16 protein-coding genes are annotated in these 17,615 nt (G+C 47.5%); 9 read left to right on the top strand and 7 right to left on the bottom strand.

Features of this window, described 5'->3' with window-relative positions:
• Nucleotides 1-51: 51 nt before the first annotated feature.
• Both ACMA1I_RS04990 and ACMA1I_RS04985 read right to left on the bottom strand, forming a co-directional pair.
• On the bottom strand, nt 52-345 hold the full coding sequence (locus ACMA1I_RS04990; RefSeq protein ID WP_337067191.1) for an antibiotic biosynthesis monooxygenase family protein: 294 nt from the start codon (nt 343-345) through the stop codon (nt 52-54).
• Between the two features lie 240 nt (nt 346-585).
• On the bottom strand, nt 586-1,407 hold the full coding sequence (locus ACMA1I_RS04985) for an SAM-dependent chlorinase/fluorinase (protein ID WP_337067190.1): 822 nt from the start codon (nt 1,405-1,407) through the stop codon (nt 586-588).
• Between the two features lie 54 nt (nt 1,408-1,461).
• Here ACMA1I_RS04985 and ACMA1I_RS04980 point away from each other — a divergent pair, with 54 nt between their 5' ends.
• From ACMA1I_RS04980 to thiL, 4 genes are all read left to right on the top strand, one after another.
• Nucleotides 1,462-2,505 carry a PhoH family protein gene (locus tag ACMA1I_RS04980; RefSeq protein WP_337067189.1) on the top strand — a complete coding sequence of 348 codons (1,044 nt, stop codon included), beginning with the start codon at nt 1,462-1,464 and terminating at the stop codon, nt 2,503-2,505.
• A gap of 323 nt (nt 2,506-2,828) precedes the next feature.
• Nucleotides 2,829-3,293: a GNAT family N-acetyltransferase gene (locus ACMA1I_RS04975; RefSeq protein WP_337067188.1), complete on the top strand. Its 465-nt coding sequence runs from the start codon at nt 2,829-2,831 to the stop codon at nt 3,291-3,293.
• Between the two features lie 65 nt (nt 3,294-3,358).
• Nucleotides 3,359-5,485, top strand: a complete 2,127-nt coding sequence (locus tag ACMA1I_RS04970; protein ID WP_337067187.1) for a ComEC/Rec2 family competence protein — start codon at nt 3,359-3,361, stop codon at nt 5,483-5,485.
• A gap of 316 nt (nt 5,486-5,801) precedes the next feature.
• Nucleotides 5,802-6,827 carry a thiamine-phosphate kinase gene (thiL, locus tag ACMA1I_RS04965; RefSeq protein ID WP_337067186.1) on the top strand — a complete coding sequence of 342 codons (1,026 nt, stop codon included), beginning with the start codon at nt 5,802-5,804 and terminating at the stop codon, nt 6,825-6,827.
• A 205-nt stretch (nt 6,828-7,032) separates the two neighbouring features.
• Here thiL and ACMA1I_RS04960 read toward each other — a convergent pair whose 3' ends face one another.
• The 3 genes from ACMA1I_RS04960 to ACMA1I_RS04950 form a co-directional block, all read right to left on the bottom strand.
• Nucleotides 7,033-7,314 (bottom strand): pyrimidine/purine nucleoside phosphorylase, encoded by a 282-nt coding sequence (locus tag ACMA1I_RS04960; RefSeq protein WP_337067185.1) that lies wholly within the window; start codon nt 7,312-7,314, stop codon nt 7,033-7,035.
• A 78-nt stretch (nt 7,315-7,392) separates the two neighbouring features.
• Nucleotides 7,393-8,493, bottom strand: a complete 1,101-nt coding sequence (locus ACMA1I_RS04955; RefSeq protein WP_337067184.1) for a Gfo/Idh/MocA family oxidoreductase — start codon at nt 8,491-8,493, stop codon at nt 7,393-7,395.
• Nucleotides 8,494-8,752: 259 nt separating this feature from the next.
• Nucleotides 8,753-9,118: a hypothetical protein gene (locus ACMA1I_RS04950; RefSeq protein ID WP_337067183.1), complete on the bottom strand. Its 366-nt coding sequence runs from the start codon at nt 9,116-9,118 to the stop codon at nt 8,753-8,755.
• 413 nt (nt 9,119-9,531) lie between these two features.
• Between ACMA1I_RS04950 and ACMA1I_RS04945 the strand changes: the two genes are divergently transcribed.
• On the top strand, nt 9,532-10,110 hold the full coding sequence (locus tag ACMA1I_RS04945) for a YMGG-like glycine zipper-containing protein (protein WP_337067182.1): 579 nt from the start codon (nt 9,532-9,534) through the stop codon (nt 10,108-10,110).
• 149 nt (nt 10,111-10,259) lie between these two features.
• On the top strand, nt 10,260-10,718 hold the full coding sequence (locus ACMA1I_RS04940) for a nuclear transport factor 2 family protein (RefSeq protein ID WP_337067181.1): 459 nt from the start codon (nt 10,260-10,262) through the stop codon (nt 10,716-10,718).
• 71 nt (nt 10,719-10,789) lie between these two features.
• Here the strand turns inward: ACMA1I_RS04940 and ACMA1I_RS04935 are convergent, their stop codons facing one another.
• Nucleotides 10,790-11,608: a membrane or secreted protein gene (locus tag ACMA1I_RS04935; RefSeq protein WP_337067180.1), complete on the bottom strand. Its 819-nt coding sequence runs from the start codon at nt 11,606-11,608 to the stop codon at nt 10,790-10,792.
• A 537-nt stretch (nt 11,609-12,145) separates the two neighbouring features.
• On the opposite strand from ACMA1I_RS04935, the gene ACMA1I_RS04930 reads away from it, so the two are divergent.
• Nucleotides 12,146-13,027 (top strand): ATP-binding protein, encoded by an 882-nt coding sequence (locus ACMA1I_RS04930; protein WP_337067179.1) that lies wholly within the window; start codon nt 12,146-12,148, stop codon nt 13,025-13,027.
• A gap of 204 nt (nt 13,028-13,231) precedes the next feature.
• Here ACMA1I_RS04930 and ACMA1I_RS04925 read toward each other — a convergent pair whose 3' ends face one another.
• Nucleotides 13,232-13,732 (bottom strand): SRPBCC family protein, encoded by a 501-nt coding sequence (locus tag ACMA1I_RS04925; protein WP_337067178.1) that lies wholly within the window; start codon nt 13,730-13,732, stop codon nt 13,232-13,234.
• 302 nt (nt 13,733-14,034) lie between these two features.
• Between ACMA1I_RS04925 and ACMA1I_RS04920 the strand changes: the two genes are divergently transcribed.
• Nucleotides 14,035-14,721, top strand: coding sequence for a hypothetical protein (locus ACMA1I_RS04920; protein ID WP_337067177.1), 687 nt, complete (start codon nt 14,035-14,037; stop codon nt 14,719-14,721).
• A 113-nt stretch (nt 14,722-14,834) separates the two neighbouring features.
• Nucleotides 14,835-17,615: a TonB-dependent receptor gene (locus ACMA1I_RS04915; protein WP_337067176.1), complete on the top strand. Its 2,781-nt coding sequence runs from the start codon at nt 14,835-14,837 to the stop codon at nt 17,613-17,615.

The raw sequence follows: 17,615 nt of genomic DNA, 5'->3' as shown, positions 1-17,615 counted from the left end.
AAGCTGCCTGAGGTAAGGCAGCTGCAGAAAATCAGATCCGGCGAGGGCAGTTCAGGGAAAGACAACTTGCCTGTGCGACCAAGCCTGAGCCTTTTCGGAAAACAAGGCTTTCGTTTTTTTCCAGACGGAGCCAAATAGCTCCGATTGCCGGTAGGCATTTAAATGTGCCTCAGACTCCCAGAGGCTGTAAGTACTGTATACATTGGGTTGGTGCAGGTCCTGTAGAAGCTCCAAACGCTGGCAGCCCTCAAAGGCCTGGATTTTGTCTTTGGATTCCCTGAAAATCTCCAGGAAAACAGCGGTTTCTTCTTCCCGAAAAGCCATTCTGACAATGCGTATCAGCATTTCCTAATTTTGAGTTTTTATTGAGTGATTGAGAGAATATTTTGTCTGAAACTTTGTACAGGGTTCAAATCCTAAGAATGATATAATTTTAGAGCCTCCGCCTTTGGAATATCTTTTGTTTTCAGAATCTAAAATCTAACATCCTAATAAAGGATAACTTTGTTGGGCCTTCCTGCTCTTGCCGCACGCCAATGCTTAAGACCAGAATCATTCGCTCAATCACTCACTCATTCTAAATTATCACCCTCCCGGGTAAAAGCGAACATCTATTTTGGAGTCGAAGCCGAGACGCAGGACCTGAGAGGCGTTGCCTTTGTTAATGCCGATGCAAAGCTGGTCGAGGCTGTTATAAATGCAGCAGGTATCCCCATCGTCGGCCTGGTTATAATTGCCTAATATTTTGGCAATCGTTTCTCTCCCAAAATGGATGGTATAGGTGCGGCCGTGCGAGATAGTTTCGATGGACTCGCGGGTGATGTTCGTAACCAAATTTCCGAATTGGTCTACGTGTATAACATGGCCTGTAATGGAGTGGTCGTTGAGGCGGAGCTGCCGGTTTAGCAGGTGCCTGAAATTGTACGTGGCTTCACCCAAAATGTCGATGTCGCCTCCCTTGGCAAGGAAAACAGCCGCTGGAGCCAGTAGTTCTTTAGCCGGAAAAGAATAAATATTGCCATGCGTTGCAATTTCTACCACTTTATCAGGCTTATCATCGGTGAGCAGCGACAGCAAACCATTATCTGCCATCACAAAATAATGCTCTTTGTAAAGGGCAGCATGATATTGTACCTGCTTAGAGCCATGTGTGTCTAAACCTACTAAATGAACCGTTCCGGGCGGGAATTCGTGAAAGACAGAACCTAAAACATACTCGGCCTGCGGTATATTAAACGGCTCCACGGCATGAGAAATGTCCACGATGTGAGCCTTGGCATCGTGCGTCAGAATTCTGGCCTTTACAGCTGCCACGTAGTGGTCGGCGTATCCAAAATCGGAGGTAAACGTAATTACAGCCATATCACGAACTATAATTTCAGGATTATTGTATTCTATATGTGACAAATTTATTTAAATTAAGCAAAAAATTACCATCGAACTATTTATAAGAGGAAGCATTTGGTAGAGAAAGTTATAACGCTGGAGAACATCTCCCTTGTAGACTTCTTGGGGACAGGAAATCAGAACATAAAACAACTTGCCGCTGCATTCCCAAGCAGCAAGATTATTTCGAGAGGAAACGAGATCAAGATTCAGGGTCAAACGCCCGAGATCATTAAAATCCACGAAATCCTTTCTTCTCTTATCGACCATTATCATAAGTTTGGTAAGGTTACGGAAAATAGTGTAAACAGATACCTTTCTACAGATCCTTTGTTGGATGATGAAGAAATAATCACGGCGCCAGACGTAATCGTGTACGGTGTAAAGGGCGGTATGATTAAAGCCAAAACCGCGAACCAGCAAAAGTTGGTAGACACCGTAGCCAAAAACGATCTGGTTTTTGCTCTTGGACCTGCTGGTACTGGTAAAACCTATATTTCGGTTGCCATGGCGGTGCGGGCTTTGAAGAACAAGGAAGTCCGAAAAATCATTATTTCCAGACCAGTGGTAGAGGCAGGGGAGAGCCTGGGCTTTTTGCCAGGCGATATGAAGGATAAGGTAGACCCTTACCTGCGCCCTATCTACGACGCACTGGAAGACATGATACCGGTCGAAAAGCTAAAGTATTACCAGGAAAATAAAATTATTGAGATCGCGCCGTTGGCTTACATGCGCGGGCGTACGCTCAACAACGCATTTGTGCTGCTCGACGAGGCGCAGAACACTACCCCGGCGCAGATCAAGATGTTCCTGACGCGGATGGGGCCGAGCGCCAAAGTACTTGTAAACGGCGACCGTTCTCAGATCGACTTGCCGCGCAACCAACGTTCTGGCCTGATGGAGGCCCTGCACATTCTCCGCGATATTAAAGGCATCGGCTTTGTAGAGATGACGGCAGAAGATGTAGTGCGACACAGACTGGTAAGAGACATCGTGAATGCCTACACCAAACTGGATGAGGACCGCCGTGCCGCCAAAGACGAAGCTACGGCAGAGGTTGGCGGGCAAAGCAGGGAAAGCGACCGCCGCAGGAACTTTGAACCAGTTTTAAAGGACTAAGTGTTTGACAAAATGAACTGCCACTGGTTTACAAGCTATGGTAATCTTATAAATTTGAATTTGTGCAAAAGAGCTCCTGTCAGCAGGAGCTCTTTTTGCGTAATAAGGGCCAAGGTGGTAAACACGAGATATGCCTCCGGAAGGATGATTTTATTTAAATAATTCAGGTGAAGAAGAAACCCGAAATACGGTAACTTTGTGCAAACAACATGGCCAGAGCCTATTTGTAGAAAAAAACGAGCCAGCCTCTGAAGCAGGCACTAGTAAACACAAGACTTATATAATCGTATTTTATCCAATATTAAAGCAAGAGTAAAAGTAGCATGCAGCACGAAAGAGAGGTAGAAGCTCCGGAGGATGTGATTGAGATCATCCGGATAGAAAGAGAAACAGAAAAGCAGTTGGCACTGCAGGTACGGCGAGAGGTGTTTGTACAGGAGCAGGGGGTGCCAGCCGATGCGGAATACGATGTACACGATAGTACTGCTACTCATTACCTGGCGCGCTATGCAGGGGCACCCGTAGGAGCAGCCCGTTGGCGCGAAACAGCAAACGGCATAAAGCTGGAACGTTTTGCGGTTCTGAAAAGCCACCGAAACCAACTGATAGGGGAGAAGTTGCTGGCGACAGTTCTGGAAGATGTGCAGGAGCAGCATCCTGGCAAAAAGATTTACCTGCACGCACAGTTGCCGGCTTTTAAGTTCTACAGTCGCCACAGCTTTGAAGCGGAAGGAGAAAAGTTCAGCGAGTGCGATATAGAGCACTACAAAATGTACTATATAGGCTGATGCAGCTGCCTTGGGCACCATACCCGTTTTTGCGCATCACGCTATGTTTTATAGCAGGCATTTTATTGTACATAATTTCAGGCAGGGAGTTTCGGCATAGCCAGGAGCTCCTTGCTTTTTTTATGGTGGCTTTTGGAGCGGCTTATCTGGTTAGCAGGAACCGTAAAAGTGCAAGGGCTACGGCTGTGGCTGGCACTCTGGGCCTGCTTTGCTTTATGGCTGGTGGTGCATGGCTCGCAGATTGGCATCATGAGGGGCGGCAAGACGCTCACCTGCTGCAGCTACGGCAAGCTCCTGCAGCCTATGTAGGCACCGTAAGCGATTTTGTGGCCCAGAAGCCGGGGTATCAGAATACGGTGCTGCGGGTGGAGCAGGTGCAGGTAAACGGAGAGTGGTGGCAGGTTAAAGGAAACGTACAAATTTCGGTGCCGCACGATTCGGGAAAAAACTATGAAGTAAGCTACGGCGACAGGCTTTTGATACGTGGCGCTCCACAAACGGTGCCTCCTCCTGCCAACCCTAATCAATTTGATTACCGGAAGTACCTGGCCAATAAAAACATTTACCACCGGCACTCGCTGCGGTTAAACCAATTTATTAAAATTGGTGAGGCTCCTCCTAATTACTTAAAATTCTACAGCATACAGCTTCGTCGTAAGCTGGACGGGCTGCTGCGGGCTGCCATACCCGAACGGCGGGAATATGGCATAGCGTCGGCCCTGGTACTCGGGGTGAAAGATGACCTGGACAATGCCATTCGCACTGCCTACGCCAGCACCGGCACCATGCACGTGCTGGCGGTGTCGGGCTTGCATGTGGGCATGATTTACTTGCTGCTCTCGTGGGTATTTGGCAGATTCAGAAGAACCGGCAGGCAACGCACAGTGGGGGCTGCAGCTATCATCGCCATACTGGTGCTGTATGCTTTCCTGACTGGTCTTTCGCCTTCGGTGCAGCGGGCCGTGCTGATGTTTTCGTTGGTAACGCTGGCGCAGGCGATGCAGCAAAAAACGAACAGTTACAATACGTTGGCCATCGCCGCTTTCACGCTGTTGTTCCTGAACCCCTATAACTTGCTGGAAGTAGGCTTTCAGTTGTCTTTTCTGGCAGTTCTGGGAATTGTGTACATACAGCCGAAGCTGTTCAAGCTGCTCGATTTTGACGCAATGCAGGCAAGTGCTGCCCCTCTGAACTGGAAAACCTTTAAGGAATCACCTGCTCAATTTGTTAAAAGTGCCATGTTACATCTGCCGGAAAAACTGTGGCAACTGCTTACACTTTCTGTGGCGGCGCAAGTGGCTACTTTTCCGCTGGGGCTGCTGTACTTTCATCAGTTTCCGAGTTATTTCTGGCTGGCGAACCTGTTGGTGGTGCCACTGGCGATGCTGGTGCTATATGTAGGAGTGGCAGCACTGGCTTTGTGCTGGGTGCCGATGGTGGGTTGGGCCTTGTTCAGGTTGCACTACGGCCTGATCTGGTGCATGAACGAGTTTAACCTATGGGTGGGGCAGTTGCCACATGCTATTATACAAGGGGTGGATGTGAGTGTGCTGCAGACCTGGTTGTTGTTTGGGTTACTCCTGCTGTTGCTGCTTTTTCTGGCGTACAGGCAATTGCGCTACCTTGCTTTGGCAGTAGGAGTGGTCGGCCTGCTTAGCTACCAGCAACTGCAGGAAACGGTGCAGCAAAGCAGGCAACATCGGTTTACGGTTTACAGCTTGCGCGGCACTACAGCCTTTTCACATGTAAAAGGGAGGGAGGCAACCGTAGTAGCTAGTTCGGCACTTGATCCTGCCGCCACAGACTTTACTTTTCATGTGCAGCCGCATCTATGGCAACAAGGTGTCCGGCAACCACAGTTCGTTCGGTTACACGCACCTGCTCCGACTGCTGCCTACGCCATGTTACCCGATAGCAACAGCGTGTACCATTGGGCTGGCCTGCGCGTGCTGCTCCTTTCGCGGCCGCTTCAGGTAAAGTCCCTGGAGCCTTTGCAGCCCGATTATGTGCTCCTCTGTAAGAATGCCCGCGTGGTGCCGGAAGACCTGCAGCAAATCAGTTTTCGGAAGCTTATACTGGATACTTCGAACAGCCCCTGGTACCTGGAGCGGCTAAAACCGCAGCTGCTAGCCCTTGGTATTCCATTTCATGATGTGGCAGAACTGGGAGCCTTTGTGGCGGAGGTAGAGTAACTTTGATTGGCCCAAGCAAGAAACTCTTTAGCCTGAAAGCGCTTTCCAGCCTCTGGAAGGGTATTTTCATTAGCAGAATTTGTTTGTTGCTTGTTAGTTGCTGATTGTTAAATAACCCAATTGTTAAATGGATGGTTCTTGTAAGGCCTCGCAGCTCCTGCGAGTGTCTGGTAGAAACTGAAAAATCTAACATCTAAAGTCTAGTATCTAAAATTTTAGAAAAGCTTCCGGAAGGGGTTTTTCATTAGAATAATTGCCTTGTTGGTTATTCCTGATTCAATGCCTTACCTTTGTAATTATAAAAGTAGTATGTACCATGAGCAACATGACCCCCTTAAGCGACTTGGGCGAATTTGGATTAATCAAATTGATTAAAGATAAAATCACCCTTCAACAAGAATCTACTATAAAAGGCATTGGCGACGATGCCGCTGTACTGGAACCAACTGAAAAACAGCTGGTTGTTTCGAGCGATATGCTACTGGAGGGAGTGCATTTCGACCTAACGTTCTGCCCGCTGAAACACCTTGGTTACAAGGCAGTGGCCGTAAACGTGTCTGACATTGCTGCTATGAACGCCAAGCCAACCCAAATTACGGTAAATATTGCCTTGGGTGCCAAGTTTACAGTAGAGGCAGTGGAGGAGCTTTACGAAGGTATTCGGCTGGCCTGCGAAAATTATAAGGTAGACCTGGTTGGCGGCGACACTACCTCCTCCAGAACAGGCCTTGTCATAAGCGTGACCGCCATAGGAGAGGTAGCCAAAGGCGAGGCGGTGCTGCGGAGTGGCGCCAAAGAAAACGACCTGATTTGTGTTACCGGAGATTTGGGTGCCGCTTATCTGGGGCTTCAGATACTGGAGCGGGAGAAGCAGGCGTTTCTGGCAGACCCCGACATGCAACCGGAGCTTGAAGACAAGCAATATATTATTGGACGGCAGTTGCGCCCCGAAGCCCGCATGGACGTGATCTATGACCTGAAAGAGCGTGGTATCAAGCCCACTGCTATGATTGATGTATCAGATGGGCTGGCCTCTGAACTCTTCCATATTTGCGCGCAGTCTGGGGTAGGGGCCACTATTTACAAAGATAACCTACCTGTAGATGAGCAGGCTTTAGAAGCAGCCATGGAGTTTAAGTTGGACCCGATTACCTGCATTCTGAATGGAGGAGAAGACTACGAATTGCTCTTCACGGTGCCGCTCTCCGACTACGATAAAGTAAAGAACCACCCTGATATTACCATTATCGGAAAAATAACAGATAAAGGCGAAGGCATCAACCTGGCAAATAAGCATGGTCAATCGTTTCCGTTGCAGGCCCAGGGCTGGAAACACTTTTAGGGGCTTTCAGCCCCAATTCAAAATTAGAAATTCAAAATTAGAAATTTTTGGTACGAGTTTAAGATTGCCCTCTGGCAGAAACTAGTTCTATAGTTGATTTACTGAGGCTGTTTACCAGCTTTACATTACTTTCAGTATGAAATCAGCTACGCTCCATTCCTCATTTTGAATTTCTAATTTTGAATTTTGAATTTGGGCGCAGCCCTTAGCGGTACTGGCACAGGTAAGCGGTTGGTGCGGCTGCCTGCACTTTAAAAGAGGCATTGGCCGGCACTTCGAAATGCTGGCCCGGACCAAAGGACTGCCACTCCTGCTCACCTGGCAGCAGTGCTTTTAATTCGCCTTCGATGATGTGCATAATTTCGTGCTCCGAAGTGCCAAACTCATACTCTCCCTCGTTTATTACGCCTACAGAAGATCGGCCAGCAGCAGTTTGATAGCCAAGCGATTTAACAGCGCCATCAAAATATTCATTTACCTTAATCATAGTACCTTATTGGTTAGGTGGGTTGAAGGCTCTAAGTAAGGATATTTCAGGCAAACTCTCCAAACATTTTTCAGCAGCTTACAACTTTACGCGCTGCCTGGTTCTGGCTGATTGGTAAATGGCTTCCACAATCCGGATATCGCGAAGGCCTTCTTCGCCGGGTACCAACATGGGCTTGTTTTGCATAATAGAAAGGGCATCGTCATCCATTTGCTTAGCCTGCTGCCATGGCACCTGGTAGGTATGGGCTATTTCACCAAGCGGACTACTGCCTCTAATGCCTCCGTAACTTTGGAAAGGCTCCATATTTATGTGGCCTTTCTGGCAAGTGATGTTCAGGTAATTCAGGCTTTCGCCAAAACTGGTTTTAATATTGGCTAGTATGCCGCCCGGAAACTCCAGGATAGCTGTTGTCGTTTCGTCGAGGCCATCTTTATATATTTCGGGCCTTGTAGTAGAGGTTTCGGCAGATACAACGGCAATGGGTTCCATGTTGGTGCCTAAGCGCGCACCCTGAATAGAGTAAACACCCATATCGTAAAGAGCCCCGCCGCCCATTTCTTTCTTTTGCTTCCAATGGTTGGTGCGGTTGTCGCGGTAGCCGGCGCCGCAAGTCAGCTGCTGCACATTGCCCAGGAGCTTGTTTTTAATAATGCGCTGAAACTCCTGTGTGTTTGGCTCGTGCTGCATGCGGTAACCAATGGCAAGAGAGCGCTTGTTCTGGCTGCAGGCATCTATCATAGCTTTGCATTCCTCGGCAGTCATGGCCATCGGTTTTTCGCACCAGGCATGTTTTCCGGCATTGGCGGCTCTCACAACATACTCTTTGTGCATAGAGGGCGGCAGCACCACATACACAACATCTATGTCGGGGTTGTTGGCAATCTCATCGAAGTTGTCGTAGTTGTAAATGTTCTTGTCCGGCAGGTTATGCTTTTTTTTCCAGGCTTCGGCTTTGGCTGGTGTGCCTGTTACAATGCCGGCTAAGTAGCAATGTTTTGTTTGCTGCAGCGCCGGGGCCAGCAAATCGGTGCTGTAATGGCCCAGACCAACCAGCGCCACGCCCAGGCGGGTTTTCTGTTGCCGCGTGGCCGCCAAAAGAATATTGGGGGAGAACAGGACAGCAGCTCCTCCCATTGCCAGACTTTTAAGGATGTTTCTGCGCGAAAAATTGGTCATAGCTCCAGCATTTAAAAAATGATTATATGAGTTAACTTCCTGCTTATACTAGCAAAAAACTTTTTCTGTTCTATAGCAGGAGTAGATGCCTACGCTGCAGGTAGCGTAGCTGCTTATAAAGAAGAAAATGAAGACTACCTTTCTTCCTGCTTCGCCTGGTATTTAACCTTTAATTGAATAGTCTATCTGGCAGGCGGAAAAGCCGAAACTTATCCAGTAAACCAACTGATTGGTAAGCGAAAATCGGCATAACCATTCATCAGGCCTGCACTGGCAGCTTCACCTCTGCAAGCGCATTTATAATCTGCTCAGCCACTTCGTGTTCGTGCTTGCTTCGAACTGTATCTTCGTTGATAACAAAGGCAGGAGCCGCAGGGTCGGCATCTATAGAATATTCTCCTCCGTCGCCCTTAAGAGGTGTTGTGGTAGCCAGGCCAGCCTCTTGTAGTAGTTGCATGGCCCGGTAATTCAAAGCAGTATATATCCAGACCTCTGCCTCGCCTCTCGACCTGAGTTTTTCGGAGCTTTTTGTTTGCGACTCCGCTTTTATCATTTCCGGATCCAGGTCATTTACATCGCAAATCTGCAGAAAAATTGCCTGTGCTCTATCTTTTTGATCTTCCATGCTTGTATAGTTTTTTTCATGCATACGGTCAGTTTAAAACAAAGTAATAGCGTGCTACCTTATTATGTTGTTTATGAATTCACAGTAAATGCTGCAGACAGTAAAGTTACCCTCACCTGTACTAAAAAACTTAATATGGTAATGTGTGAAGGACCAAGGCGTGAACTTGTGTGTAGAACTCTAACCTTATTGGATGCCTGCTAAAGTAAAAAAAGTTCTTTATCCGAAATAGTTTATTAAGTAGTTGATTATGTGGTTTATACTTGTGTGGCCTGTTAAATACTTTATATGGTATTCTTACTATTATGCTATCGGCAGGAGCTGTGCTTTGTACTTATAATTGATTATGGCACGCGGATTGTGATTATTGCCCCTATATAGCAAATAAGTTTTTCAACTTAATCGACAATGTTATGAAAAAGGCCACTTTAATAGGGAGTATGATGCTGATGGTAGCCATCGTATTTACCGGTACTGTACAGGCTCAGGAAAAGAAGAAATGGAGCCCACAGGCAAAAGGTGCTGTGATAGGTGCCGGTACCGGTGCTGCAGCAGGTGCCGTTATACATAAAAGAAACAGAGTAGTTGGCGGTGTGGTAGGTGGAGTAGTTGGTGGAGGCACCGGTTACGCGATTGGCAAGCACATCGATAACAAAAATAAAGAAAGAGAGGCGGAAGAAGCCCGAATAGCGGCCGCAAACCGAGCTGCAGCCGAACGTGCCGCCGCTGATAGAGCCGCCATGGCCAGAAGGTCGGAGCCAACCAGAACTGTCGCAGCTGCCAAACCCGCTGCTCCTGCAAAAGCAGTTCCGGTGAGCAGGGCGTATGCACCCGAGCAGGGAGAGTTTGCTGTATCTAATTTTACTTCGGTATATGATGCAGACGGAAATACAGTGCCCAATATGCTGAGCTCGGCTTATTTACCTAACAACACCTTTGGAGATTATTCAAAGCCATACGCTAATTCTGAATACAGAAGGAAAAGCTGGTAATAATGGGTACTACTATTGTCCCAAACCCAGGCTCCTTTGCCTGGGTTTTCTACTTTAAAATCTGACCAACTTCGATTTTAATCCGCTTGAGCATATAAAAGGTATGTTCGAAGTCTTTTAGGAGTGAATAGTTTAAAAAAAGCAATCTCATGAAATCATATATCTATAGTTTCGTTTTAGTAATTGTTTTTGTCTCTTGTGCAGGCAAAGACGAAGCGGTGAATGTGCAGGCACTTAATCAGCAGTTCATCAGTGCCTGGAACAGCAAAGACGTATCTGGCCTGGAGGCCATGCTGGCCGAAGATGTTCATTTTTTACAGGGCGAGGTGCATTACCGGGGCAAAGCCGAGGTAGCTCAAAAATGGGTTCGGGAGACTACCGGTACCATTGCCGATTTAAAGACTAATGTGGTAAGCTCCGGCGCTGATAGCCAGACGGCCTACGAAGGCGGAACCTACTCCGTAGATGTACTTCCTGCCGGACCAGACCAGCCTTACGGCATCGGGGAAGGAAATTTCATTTTGCTCTGGAAAAAAGAAACCGACGGGGCCTGGAAATTAAGTTATGCCCAATTGGAGGGGCTGCCGGTACAGGTGAAAAACCGGTAACAGTTTTATACTAAATCCAGCTAAAAGCAAGAAGGCCAACATTTTGTTGGCCTTCTTGCTTTTAGCTGGATTTATGGTTTAACGAGGCGTTGCCACGTTTCGTTTATCTTGTTGCCGGTGCTGCTGAGGCCACTGTGGTGCCAGTCGCCGTTTTTCAGCTCGAAATCGAAGGAAAGTTGCTGACCAACACGGCTGGAGTCGCGTGAAAAGAATTCGATGTTTTCGGTGTACTTGCCGTTGGTGGTGGTATAGGTTCCTCCGCCGGTGCCAAAGAACCCTGCTGTTTCAGAGTTAAAGGCGATCCATTGGAAACGGTTGCCTGCCAGCACTTTTATGGTTCTGCGGGGGCCGGGGGTAATGGTGCTCATTTCGCCCACTTTGGTTTCGCGTGCGCTTATGCGCCAGGCTCCTGTTAGCTGGCCCTGCTGGCCGCTTGCGGCCATTTTCTCCCAGGTGGCGGCTGTGCCAGTAGTCGTTTTTTGCTGCAGGTTATTTTGCTTTAGACTGTAGGTACTCGTTACGCTGGTGCCAACCAGTGTAGAGTCCAATGTATGGAAATCATATGTTTCTGTTAGCTTACCGTTTGAAGTGGAGTAGCTGCCGCCATAGGTGCCCAGAAACTTTTTCTGCTCCTTGTCAAACACAGCCACCGAGAAAAATCCGTCGGCCACTAGCTTTATTACAGTTTCTCCGGCTGCCGTCTTGACATTGGCATCAGCTCCTTTGCTCAGGCGCCAGGCTCCTTCTAAGGCAGTGGCTTGTTTTGGCTGTTGAGCATGTGTTGGTGCTTTCCGCTCCATAAGCTCCGTCTCAGGCATGGTAAAGCCCATGAGCAGTACCACACCAAGGCACAGCATCTTTTTTCCAGGAAATAGTTTTTGCATCATCATATGGCTAGAGGTTTTTATTTGACAAATAGGCAAAACACTATACTAAAATCCGGTTTCCAGGCGTACTGAAGGTGGTAAGCCTCGGTAGATTTTGTCCAACATGTAAATTCATCAGGTCATCAAAGCAAAAAGCCAGCTACAAGTGAACCTTCGTGTAGAAACGCAAACTGGTTTAACAGGTTGAGTCCTGCCATTTAGTATCAGGTTTTTATTGTGCTTCATGTGGCGGCTATGCATGTATCAGAATAAAATTCTTCTAATGAAAAAGACCTTCCAGAGCATTTAACAGGCTGTTTCGTTTCAGGCTGATTTAGGTATATGTATGGCTACAAACCAGGTAAGTCAGCTCTATGCAGCAGGTAAAAAACGCGCTGGTTAACTTTACTGAACTTGTGATTATTATTATCAATTGTTAATATTATATATTGTCGCGGTAAAGCGCTAATTTGCCGCTTTATCTGACGAGCCAGAATAAAAGCCTTTAATGATTCCTCAATTAAATAAGTTAAATAAACTAAAACTGTTTACGATAATCCTATGAAAAAGACATTGATGTATGCTGTTGTGGCGGCTGTATGCTTCTCCTGCTCAAACCAAACAGAAAACCAGGAGGCTCAGGCAACACAGAATGCGGAAGCAACAGAAGCCCTGAATCCTACACTTACCAAGATTTGGGAAACCGACAGTATCATGACAACGTCTGAGTCGACACTATACGACAAAGCCTCTAACCTCATTTATGTAAGCAACATCAGCGGAAACTCTTCGGAGAAAAACGGGAAAGGCTTTATTGCGACCATGAAGCCTGATGGCTCCATTAGTGAATTAAACTGGCTGACCGGCCTCAATGCCCCTAAAGGCATGGCCCTGCTAAACGGAAAGCTCTACGTAACAGACATAGATGAGCTTGTGGAGATTGATGTTGCCAGCAAGAAGGTTAGTAACCGGTACCCGGTGCAGGATGCGGTATTCCTGAACGATGCGGCTACTAATGGCCGAAGTATTTACTTCTCAGATTCCAGAACAGGAAGAGTGCACGCGCTCGAAAATGGTGCTGTTACACTCATAGCAGAAGGCCTGGAGAATATTAACGGACTTGCCTTTAACGAGGAGGGGCAGCTTTATCTGCTCGATGGCGCAGGTTTACACCGTTACATCATGGCCGACAAAAACACCGAGCCTGTGAATGAAGTAGTAAAAGGGGGTGATGGTTTGGTTATTCTGAACGACAGTACCTTTATTGCCAGCCGCTGGGATGGTGAGATCTATTTTATCAGTAATGGAAAAGAGCACCTCATGCTCGATACAAAAAGCGAAGGTGCCAACACCGCCGATATTGACTATATTGAGGCAGAAAACCTGGTACTGGTGCCCACTTTTCGAAACAACAGGGTAGTAGCCTATAAATTGAGCTACTAGCTGAGCAGATACTTTCCATGCGGTGCTGCAGGTGGATTGCCTTTATTAGTCAGTAACATATAATGCAAAAAGGCAGGCTAAATAGCCTGCCTTTTTGCATTTAGTGCAACCCTAGAAAAGCTGCTTTACAAAATTATTCAAATGAAAATGCCCTTCCGGAGGTAGTTTAGTCATATTTTTGATAAGGGTGCGAAAGCTAGTTCGTTAAGCGAAAGGGCTGTGGCTGCGCGGAATTTCCAGCACCTCTTGCCATTTACCTGATTCAGCAAATTCTTTTATCACAAGGTTTCTTTTTGTAAGTAGGCGGGCCATGTACCGCTCCAGAAATAGTTTATCGGCTAGTGATCCCAACAAGCCGAGCGGAGAGGTGTAGTCAAAGATATCGGTGATGCGGGTGCTGTCGCCAACTGCCTCGAACAGGTGCTGATGCCTGAAATTTTCAAAAATTCCCTGCACCATTTCGTCTGCAAAGTAGTAGGGCCGGTTATAGGCCGTGATTTTACTGGTAAGGGTTTGCCAGATGCCAAAGTGCCTTGCCCGCCAGGTAACGGTTTCGTTTAACTCAATCTGCCCGGCAACAAGGCCTGCAATAGCTCGCTCTCCTGTGTGCTGTGTCGAAATTTTGTGCAGGTCTATGCTCCTCGAAAGGTCGAAGCAGCGGGCTAGAGGAGCATGTACAATAAATTGTTGGGTAATGATAGGCATGCGCAAATTTAGTACAGAAACCACAACGCCGGTGCCAGCGCAATAGCCTGCGCAAATATAAGGTATAAACTTTTAAATCTGGCAGGCAGGTCCTATGGTCAGAATAGCAGCTAATTCCTACTTTTTAATTGCTGTGTTATAAAAAATGAAGAATATTTGTTTGAACTCATTGTTTGCTAATAAAAACATAATTCATATATTCACAAGTTGCTAGCAAATGTTAGTTATAAAAACAGGCTTTAGTCTCGTGGATCATGAAAATAAAAGTACCAATTCTGCCAAGTGTTTTAGTGCTTTTTCTTATGTCAGTTCAAGCTTCGTTTGCGCAGCAAATGGTGGGAGATACGGCTTTTCTTAGTCAGGCCAGGCACCATGCCCTAAGCCGCTACAGACAGGCGGTAGGAGAGCAGGCGCATGTTTTCAACGGCCCGGAATATATTCAACACCACAAGCATTTCTTTAAAGGTCACCCCTTTTTTATAACAGACAGCCTTACGCAGGGCGGTGTGTATTACGATGGTGCCTGGCACTGTCCCCTGCCTTTGCTTTATGATGTGGTAACGGATGAGGTCATCACCGCAAACCAGGGTGCATTGCAGAAGCTGCTCCCCGAGAAGTTGAAAGCGTTCCGTTTGCGTGGACACAGCTTTGTCTATCTGCCAAAAGATAGTCTGGCAGGTTCGTCGTTACAGCCGGGCATTTATGAGCTGCTTTATAACCACGCCACAAAAGTGTATGCCAGGCACTCGAAGCAGGCGCAGGAGTTTGTAGAGAAAGGTCAAATGGCAGGAACTTACGAGCCGGCCACCAAATACTTTATTCTGAAAGAAGGTCGGTACCACCCTGTGAACAGCCAGGGATCTGTGTTAAAGGTTTTTGAGGAAAACAAAAAGCTGCTGAAAAAGCACCTGAACTCCCGGAACCTAAAGTTCGGTAAACAGAAGCAGGAGGCGATTGTAGAGGCAGCAAAATTTTACGACACGCAGTAATTCTCTTTTTGAATTGAAATTATTCTAATGAAAATGGCCTTCCGGAGCCTTTTTTCTGGTCAGGTAGCTAGGTTTACTTCTTCATCACACCTTAATTCTGAAACGCACCTCCCATGATGCTATTAAACCGAGGCATTTTGTCTCTTTTATGCTGCTGCATCTGTTGCCTTACGCCCTGCCTTGCCCAGTCTGGCGAGCCTAAAGCCGTAAGTGGTACCTTCACTAATCTCACATTCGCTGAGTTTGTTCAGAAGGTGGAAGCGAGCACCAGGTACCAGTTTTTTTACCAGCCCGACCTGCTCGATAGCCTGACCATAACGGTACAGGCCACAGATAAACCGCTGGACACGGTGCTGCGGCAGGTATTTCAGAACTCAGAATTTAAGTTTGCGATAGATGCCCAGCAAAATGTGTACATCACCAAGGGGAGGCAAATAGAGCTGAACCTGCCTGCCGGTTTTTTTGAAATACAGCCAGAAAATGTAGAACAGCAACCGGCTATCGCCTCAGGCTTTGTACCCTCCAATGCCAGTAGCAAAAGAAGAGCTACATCAGAGCTAAAACTGCACGAAGTAGGAACAAGGTCGGGCAAAACTTCAGGCAAAGTCACTTTGTCGGGGCACTTGCAGAACTATACAACAGGAGAGCCGGTGGTGGGGGTATCGGTTTACACAGAGTCTCCTATGGTTGGCACTGTGTCTGATACGGATGGCTTTTACTCGCTCAGTTTACCACCAGGGCGGCACCAGCTTCTTATCAAAGGCATGGGCATGCAAAGCACCAGGCGCCAAATCCAGCTTTATAGCGACGGCACCTTGGATATATATCTGGAAGAAGATGCCAGATTATTGCAGGAGGTGTTGGTGGAGGCCGACAAAGATAAGAATGTGTCGAGCCTGCAGATGGGAATGGAGAAGCTGGATATCAGGTCGATAAAACAGGTGCCTACTGCTTTTGGCGAGTCCGATATTTTGCGGGTAGTGCTCACCTTACCCGGTGTAAAATCGGTTGGGGAGGGTAGCACCGGCATGAACGTGCGCGGCGGTTCCACAGATCAGAACCTGATTCTGTTTAATGGCGCCACTGTGTACAATCCATCACACCTGTTTGGTTTCTTTTCAGCCTTCAACCCCGATGTTGTACAGTCGGCGGAGTTGTTTAAAAGCGCTATTCCTGCCCGCTATGGTGGTAGACTTGCCTCGGTGCTTGAAATTAAAACCCGCGAAGGTAATAAGCAGAAGTTTGCCGGAGCAGGTGGCATTGGCTTACTAACCAGCAGACTTACTCTAGAAGGACCAATTGTCTCAGACAGAACCTCTTTTATATTAGGTGGCCGCAGTACATATTCTAACTGGCTGCTCAGGCAGCTGCCGAACGATTCTTTTAGCAACAGTCAGGCTTCTTTTTATGATATTAATGGGTATATCAGCCATAAAATAAATGACAAGAACAGCCTTAGCATTACCGGCTACACGAGCCGCGACGCGTTCAGGCTCAGTGCCGATACCTTGTACCAATTTGCAAATCACAACGCCAGCCTGAAATGGAACCGGACCTTCGACGAAAAACTCTTTGGAGAATTTACGGGCGCTTTCAGCCATTACGGCTATGGCATTACCAGCGACAAAAATCCTGAAAATGCCTTTGAACTAAGTTTTGGCATGAACCAGGCGAACGTGCAAGCCGATTTTTCTTATTTCCCGAATGCAAAGCGATCCATCAACTTTGGCGTCCAATCTACTTTCTACAGCATATCGCCTGGTCGGTTTATGCCAGACAGTCCGGAGTCGCTGGTGGCGCCAGATGAGTTGCAGCAGGAAAAAGCGTTGGAAACGGCTATTTATTTATCTGAAAAATTTGACATAACCCCTCGGCTGTCGGTAGAGGCAGGGCTGCGGTACTCTCTATTTAATGCTATTGGCCCGAGAAAGGTGCTGAACTATGCTGCCAACGCGCCCCGCACAGAAAGCACCGTGCAAGACACAGCCTTTTACTCAGCCGGAGATCCTTTTGCGACCTACCATGGGCCGGAGTACAGGCTATCAGCCAGGTACAGCCTTACCGACAACTCCTCTGTAAAACTGAGCTATAACCGCTTGCGCCAGTACATCCACATGCTCTCTAACACAGTCTCTATGTCGCCTACCGATGTATGGAAACTGAGCGACACCAATATACGGCCGCAGGTAGGGAACCAGGTGGCACTAGGTTATTACCAGAACTTCAGGGCCAACACCCTGGAGCTGTCGGTGGAGGGCTACTACAAAACCATGCGCGATTTCCTGGATTATAAAAGTGGCGCCTCGCTCTTTATGAACCATCATATCGAGACCGATGTGGTAAATGCGCGAGGCAAGGCCTATGGCGCTGAAGTAATGCTGAAAAAGATGTCGGGCAGGCTGAACGGCTGGATCAGCTACACCTATTCCCGCACCCTCATACAGGTGAATAATCCGGAAACAGCCGAAGTTATTAACAATGGTGCGTACTACCCAAGCAATTTCGACAAACCCCACGATTTCACCCTCATCAGCAACTACCAGTTCAGCAAACGTATCAGCACCTCCTTTAACTTTACTTACAGCACCGGCCGCCCCATAACCTTGCCCATTGCCAGGTATAACTACGGTAACAGCCAACGCGTGCTGTACTCCGACCGGAATGCTTACCGCGTGCCCGATTATTACCGCGCCGACATTGCCATTAATTTGGAGGGAAATCACCGCATTCAGAAGCTGGCCCACAGCTCCTGGACCTTAGCCGTTTATAACCTGACGGGGCGCAAAAACCCTTATTCTGTTTTCTTTAAATCAGAGGGTGGCGAGATCAAGGGCTACCAGCTTTCCATTTTTGGTCAGCCTATACCTACACTTACCTATAACTTTAAATTTTAA

Source organism: Pontibacter sp. 13R65, from assembly GCF_047525655.1.
In the GTDB taxonomy this organism is placed as follows: domain Bacteria; phylum Bacteroidota; class Bacteroidia; order Cytophagales; family Hymenobacteraceae; genus Pontibacter.
Note: the sequence above shows the minus strand (reverse complement) of the source record. Positions and strands in the feature narration are given on the sequence as shown.

Excerpts from the sequence above, each read along its gene's own strand:
- ACMA1I_RS04990 (WP_337067191.1), bottom strand. The coding sequence starts at position 345 with ATGCTGATACGCATTGTCAGAATGGCTTTTCGGGAAGAAGAAACCGCT.
- ACMA1I_RS04975 (WP_337067188.1), top strand. The coding sequence starts at position 2,829 with ATGCAGCACGAAAGAGAGGTAGAAGCTCCGGAGGATGTGATTGAGATC.
- thiL (WP_337067186.1), top strand. The coding sequence starts at position 5,802 with ATGAGCAACATGACCCCCTTAAGCGACTTGGGCGAATTTGGATTAATC.
- ACMA1I_RS04960 (WP_337067185.1), bottom strand. The coding sequence starts at position 7,314 with ATGATTAAGGTAAATGAATATTTTGATGGCGCTGTTAAATCGCTTGGC.
- ACMA1I_RS04955 (WP_337067184.1), bottom strand. The coding sequence starts at position 8,493 with ATGACCAATTTTTCGCGCAGAAACATCCTTAAAAGTCTGGCAATGGGA.
- ACMA1I_RS04950 (WP_337067183.1), bottom strand. The coding sequence starts at position 9,118 with ATGGAAGATCAAAAAGATAGAGCACAGGCAATTTTTCTGCAGATTTGC.
- ACMA1I_RS04945 (WP_337067182.1), top strand. The coding sequence starts at position 9,532 with ATGAAAAAGGCCACTTTAATAGGGAGTATGATGCTGATGGTAGCCATC.
- ACMA1I_RS04940 (WP_337067181.1), top strand. The coding sequence starts at position 10,260 with ATGAAATCATATATCTATAGTTTCGTTTTAGTAATTGTTTTTGTCTCT.
- ACMA1I_RS04935 (WP_337067180.1), bottom strand. The coding sequence starts at position 11,608 with ATGATGATGCAAAAACTATTTCCTGGAAAAAAGATGCTGTGCCTTGGT.
- ACMA1I_RS04930 (WP_337067179.1), top strand. The coding sequence starts at position 12,146 with ATGAAAAAGACATTGATGTATGCTGTTGTGGCGGCTGTATGCTTCTCC.
- ACMA1I_RS04925 (WP_337067178.1), bottom strand. The coding sequence starts at position 13,732 with ATGCCTATCATTACCCAACAATTTATTGTACATGCTCCTCTAGCCCGC.
- ACMA1I_RS04920 (WP_337067177.1), top strand. The coding sequence starts at position 14,035 with ATGTCAGTTCAAGCTTCGTTTGCGCAGCAAATGGTGGGAGATACGGCT.
- ACMA1I_RS04915 (WP_337067176.1), top strand. The coding sequence starts at position 14,835 with ATGATGCTATTAAACCGAGGCATTTTGTCTCTTTTATGCTGCTGCATC.